We start from the raw sequence: 6,006 nt of genomic DNA on the forward strand, positions 1-6,006 counted from the left end.
CTGGACGCCCTGGCGGTCCACCGCCGCTCGCTCGGCCTGCCCGCCGTCTCCCTCGCCTGGGGGCCCTGGTCGGACGTGGCCGGCATGACCGGCACGCTCACCGACGCCGAGCGCGAGCGGATGACCCGCGCAGGCGTGCCGCCGCTCGACCCGGAGCACGGGCTGGCGCTGTTCGACGCGGTCGCCACCGGCGCCGGGCCGGCCGTCCTGCCCGTCCGGCTCGACCTGCCCGCCCTGCGGGGCCGGGGCGACGTCCCCGCCCTCCTGCGCGGTCTGGTCCGGACCTCGGCGCGCCGGGCGGCCACGGCCCCCGCCGCGATCGACCTGACCCGTCGGCTGTCGGGCCTGGGCGGTGAGGAGCGGCGCGAAGCCGTCCTGGACCTGGTGCGGGACCAGATCGCGCTCGTGCTCGGCCACGAGGGCCGGGCGACGGTGGACCCGTCGCGGGCCTTCCAGGACCTCGGCTTCGACTCGCTGACGGCGGTCGAACTGCGCAACCGGCTGCGGACCGTGACCGGTCTCCAGCTGCCGGCCACCGTCGTGTTCGACTACCCGACCGCCCACGCGCTCGCCGGCTTCCTGCTGGAAGGCCTGTTCGGCACCGCGGAGACCGTGGACGTCCCGGCGGCCCTGCCCGTCCCGTCCGACGATCCGATCGTGCTCGTCGGGATGGCCTGCCGCTACCCCGGCGGCGTGGCGTCGCCTGAGGACCTGTGGCGCCTGGTGGCCGACGGTGTGGACGCGGTGTCGGAGTTCCCGGCCGACCGCGGCTGGGACGTCGAGACCCTCTACGACCCGGACCCGGACCACAGCGGCACGTCCTGCACCCGGACGGGCGGGTTCCTGCGGGAGGCGGCGGCGTTCGACGCGGCGTTCTTCGGGATGAGCCCGCGCGAGGCGCTGGCGACGGATGCGCAGCAGCGCCTGCTGCTGGAGACCTCGTGGGAGGCCTTCGAGCGCGCCGGCATCGATCCGGTGACGCTGCGCGGCAGCCGGACGGGCGTCTTCGCGGGCGTGATGTACGCCGACTACGCGAGCCTGCTGGGCGGCGGCGAGTTCGAGGGCTACCAGGGCAGCGGCAGCGCCGGGAGCGTGGCCTCGGGCCGGGTGGCCTACACCCTCGGCCTTGAAGGCCCAGCGGTCACGGTCGACACGGCGTGCTCCTCGTCCCTCGTCGCGATGCACCTGGCCGCGCAGGCCCTGCGCAGCGGCGAGTGCACACTGGCCCTGGCCGGCGGCGTGACGGTGATGTCCACCCCGGCGACGTTCGTCGAGTTCTCCCGGCAGCGCGGCCTTGCCGCGGACGGCCGCAGCAAGGCCTTCGCCGAGGCGGCGGACGGCGTCGGCTGGGGCGAGGGAATCGGCATGGTGGTGCTGGAACGGCTGTCGGACGCCCGCCGCAACGGTCACCGCGTCCTCGCGGTCCTGCGGGGAAGCGCCGTCAACCAGGACGGTGCGTCGAACGGCCTCACCGCGCCGAACGGTCCGTCGCAGCAGCGCGTGATCCGGCAGGCGCTGGCGAGCGCGGGGCTGTCGTTCGGCGACGTGGACGCCGTCGAGGCGCACGGCACGGGGACGACGCTGGGCGACCCGATCGAGGCGCAGGCGCTCCTCGCGACGTACGGCCAGGACCGCGACGTCCCGCTGCTGCTCGGCTCGATCAAGTCCAACATCGGCCACTCCCAGGCCGCGGCCGGTGTCGCGGGCGTGATCAAGATGGTGCTGGCGATGCAGCACGGAGTGCTCCCGCGGTCCCTGCACATCGACCAGCCCTCCACCCACGTCGACTGGACGGCCGGCGCCGTCGAGCTGCTCACCGAGCGCACCGACTGGCCGGCCGCCGACCATCCGCGCCGTGCGGGCGTGTCGTCCTTCGGGATCAGCGGCACCAACGCGCACGTCATCCTGGAGCTGCCCGAGTCGGCGGAGCCGGAGAGCGAGGCCGCACCCGGCCTGGTGCCGTGGGTGGTGTCCGCCAAGTCCGAGGCGGCACTGGACGCGCAGCTCGCGCGGCTCACGGATGCCGGGGAACTGCCCTCCGCGGACGTGGCGTTCACCTTGGCCGGGCGGTCGGCGCTGCCGCACCGCACCGTGCTCGTGGACGGCGTGGAGCTGGCCCGCGGGGTCGCGGCCGACGGCAGGACGGCGTTCCTGTTCTCCGGACAGGGCTCGCAACGGCTCGGCATGGGCCGGGAGTTGTACGCCCGCTTCCCGGTGTTCGCCCGTGCCTTCGACGAGGTGTGCGAGGCTCTGGAGCTTCCGGTTCGGAACGTCGTGTGGGGTGAGGACGAGGAGCTGCTGAACCGGACCGCGTACGCCCAGGCCGGGTTGTTCGCCGTCGAGGTGGCGCTCCACCGTCTCGTCGAATCCCTCGGCGTGCGTGCGGAGTTCCTGGCCGGGCACTCGATCGGTGAGGTCGCCGCGGCACACGTGGCCGGGGTGTTCAGCCTGGCCGACGCCTGTGCCCTGGTGGCCGCCCGCGGCCGACTGATGCAGGCGCTGCCGTCCGGCGGCGCGATGCTCGCGGTGCAGGCGACGGAGGACGAAGTGCTGCCCCTGCTGGGCGACTTCGTGTCGATCGCCGCCGTCAACGGCCCGCGCTCGATCGTCGTCTCGGGAGCGGATGACGCCGTCGCGGCGATCGAGGCGCACTTCGCCGACCGCCGGACCACGCGCCTGCGGGTGTCCCACGCGTTCCACTCCCCGCTGATGGACCCGATGCTGGAGGACTTCCGCGAGGTCCTCAACGGGCTGACCTACCACACCCCTTCGATCCCGGTCGTCTCCAACCTGACCGGTGCGCCGGCCGAGGACCTCTGCACCCCCGACTACTGGGTGCGCCACGTCCGTGAGGCCGTCCGTTTCGCCGACGGCGTCCGCACCCTCCACGAGGCAGGCGTCCGCCGCTTCCTCGAACTCGGCCCCGACGCCGTCCTCACCGCGCTCACCGCGAGCGCGCTGCCCGACGACGCCGACGCCGTGGCCACCCCCGCGCTCCGCAAGGACCGGCCCGAGGAGGCGAACCTCCTCCAGGCCCTCGCGAGCCTGCACGTCCACGGCGCGAAGGTCGACTGGCGGGCCCTGCTCGCCGGAGCCGGCCGGCACCTCGCCGAGCTCCCGACCTACCCGTTCGAGCACCGGGACTACTGGCCGACCGGCCTGCCCGCCGGCCGCGGCGCCGAGTCCGCCGGGCTCAGGAACGCCGAACATCCGCTGCTCACCGGCTCGCTGGAGCTGGCCGACAGCGACGGCCTGCTGTTCACCGGCCGCCTGTCGGCGCGGTCCCACCCGTGGGCGGCGGACCACGTCGTCATGGGCTCGGTCCTGGTGCCGGGCACGGCGCTGGTCGAGCTGGCCGTGCGCGCGGGCGACGAGGTCGGCTGCGACGTCGTCGAGGAACTGACGCTCGCGGCGCCGCTGATCCTCCCGGGGACGGGAGCCGTGCAGCTCCAGGTCGCCGTCGGGGCGCCGGACGACGCGGGCCGCCGGCCCGTGAGCGTCCACTCCCGGCCCGGCTCGGGCGGCCCGCACCCGTGGACCCTGCACGCCGGCGGCGTGCTGGGCACGGGCGCGGCACCGGCGGCGTTCGACGCCTCGGTGTGGCCGCCGGCCGGCGCCGAGCAGATCGACCTGACCGGCCTCTACAGCGGCCTGGCGGAGGCCGGGTTCGGGTACGGCCCCGCCTTCCAGGGCCTCCGGACGGTCTGGCGCCGTGGCGACGAGCTCTTCGCCGACGTCTCCCTGCCCGAGGGCGTCGAGGGCGGCGCCTACGGTCTGCACCCGGCGCTGTTCGACGCCTGCCTGCACACGCTCGCCGTGGGCGGCGGGCTCGGCGAGGGCGGCGCCGGGGTGCCGTTCGCGTGGGAGCACGTCGCGCTGCACGCCTCCGGGGCGTCCGCGCTGCGGGTCCGGCTGGCGCCGTCGGCATCCGGCGGGCTGGCGCTCGCCGCGGCCGACACCGAGGGCCGGCCGGTCGCGTCGGTGGGCTCGCTCACCGTCCGGCCGATCGCCGCCGAGCAACTCGGCGCGGCCGTCCGCCCGGCCGGCCACGACGCGCTGTTCCGCCTCGACTGGGTGCCGGTGCAGGTGCCCGCCGACGCGGACGTGGCGTTCGTCTGCGTCGAGCCGACCGCGCAGGCGCTGGCCGGGCTCGCCGCAGGGGCCGACGTGCCGCCGGTCGTGCTGGCCGAACTCCCGTCTGGTGAAGCCGAATCGGTGCACGCCAGGGTGACCGCCGTCCTGGAGCTGGTCCAGGCGTGGCTCGCGGAGGACGCGTTCGCGGCCTCCCGGCTGGTGTTCGTGACGAGGGGCGCGGTGTCCGGCGCCGACCTCGCCGGGGCCGCGGCCTGGGGCCTGGTGCGCTCGGCGGCCTCGGAGGAGCCGGGCCGGTTCGGCCTGTTCGACCTCGCCACCGCCGAGACCGAGCTCCTGCCCGCCGCCCTCACCGTCGATGAGCCGCAACTGTTGCTTCGGGACGGTGAGTTGTTCGCCGCCCGCCTGGCGCGGGAGGAGCTCGCGGCCGAGGCCCCGAGCTGGCCCACCGAGGGTACGGTGCTGATCACCGGTGGCACCGGCGGCCTCGGCCGCCTGGTGGCCCGGCACCTTGCCGCCGAGCACGGCGTGCGCAGCCTGCTCCTGGTCAGCCGCAGCGGCGGCGCCTCCGACGGCGTGGCCGAACTGGTCGCCGAACTCGCCGGGCTCGGTGCCGAGACGGCCGTCGAGGCCTGCGACGTCGCCGACGAGGCCGCCGTCACCGCGCTGTTCGCCCGCCACGACGTCCGCGCGGTGGTGCACACCGCGGGCGTCCTGGACGACGGGACGATCGGCTCGCTCACGTCCGAGCGCATCGGCGCCGTCCTGCGCCCGAAGGCGGACGCCGCGTGGAACCTCCACCGGGCCGCCGAAGGCGTCGAGACCTTCGTCCTGTTCTCCTCGGCGGCCGGCACGCTCGGCAACCCCGGCCAGGCCAACTACGCGGCGGCCAATGCCTTCCTTGACGCACTCGCCCGCCACCGCCACTGCCTCGGCCTGCCCGCGGTCTCCCTGGCGTGGGGCCCGTGGACCGGCACCGGGGGCATGACCGGCACCCTCACCGAGGCCGAGGCCGAACGACTGGCCCGGGCCGGCATGCCGCCGCTCACGCCGGAACTGGGCCTCGCCCTGTTCGACGCGACCACGGCCGGCACGGCACCCGCCGTCCTGCCGCTCCGCCTCGACCCGGCCGCCCTGAGCCGGCGCGGCGAGATCCCGCCGCTCCTGCGCGGCCTGGTGCGCGTGCCGGTCCGGCGCGGCTCGGCCGCCGGCGCGGACGGCGGGACGGGCGGCGGTGCCGAGTTCGTGCGCCGGCTGTCCGAACTGCCGGGTGCCGAACGACACGAGGCGCTGCTGGAAGCGGTCCGCCGCCAGGTCGCCGCGGTCCTCGGTCACACCGACGCGTCCGGGGTGGACCCGCAGCGGGCCTTCCAGGACCTCGGGTTGGACTCGCTGACGGCAGTCGAGCTGCGCAACCGCCTGGGCGCTTTGGTGAGCCTGCGGCTGCCGGCGACGCTGGTCTTCGACCACCCGACCGTGGCGGAGCTGGTGGACCACCTGTTCGAGCGGCTCGGCCTCCAGCCCGAACCCACTGAGGGTCCGGCCGCCCTGCTGGCCGAACTCGACCGGTTGGAGCAGACGTTCGGGACGACCGAGGTGGACGGATCGGACGAGGCGCTGTTCGACCAGGTGGCCGCCCGCCTGGAGGTGCTGCGCTCGAAGTGGCTCGCCGCCCGGAGCGCCGCTGCCGCAGACGGGGCATCGGGCTCCGGGGCTTTCGACTTCGAGTCGGCCTCGGACGACGAGATGTTCGACCTGTTGGACAACGAACTGGGCCTCGCCGACTGACCCCGGCCCCCTTGCCTCCCCGCGTCGCGGGAGCCCGGGCCTGGGCGCCCCCCGCCGCCCGGGGTGGGGGCCCCACCCGCGGAGTGGGGGTTCCCCCCCCACGGTAGGGGGCCCCGTCGGGGGCCA

At 75.7% G+C, this 6,006-nt stretch carries 1 protein-coding gene; it reads left to right on the forward strand.

The window, feature by feature from the left end; genetic code table 11:
• On the forward strand, positions 1–5,880 hold a 5,880-nt coding region (locus tag ACPC54_RS34300), incomplete at its 5' end, for an SDR family NAD(P)-dependent oxidoreductase (protein WP_498970371.1).
• Positions 5,881–6,006: the final 126 nt, after the last annotated feature.

The organism is Kitasatospora sp. NPDC094028 (assembly GCF_049543595.1).
Lineage (GTDB): Bacteria > Actinomycetota > Actinomycetes > Streptomycetales > Streptomycetaceae > Kitasatospora.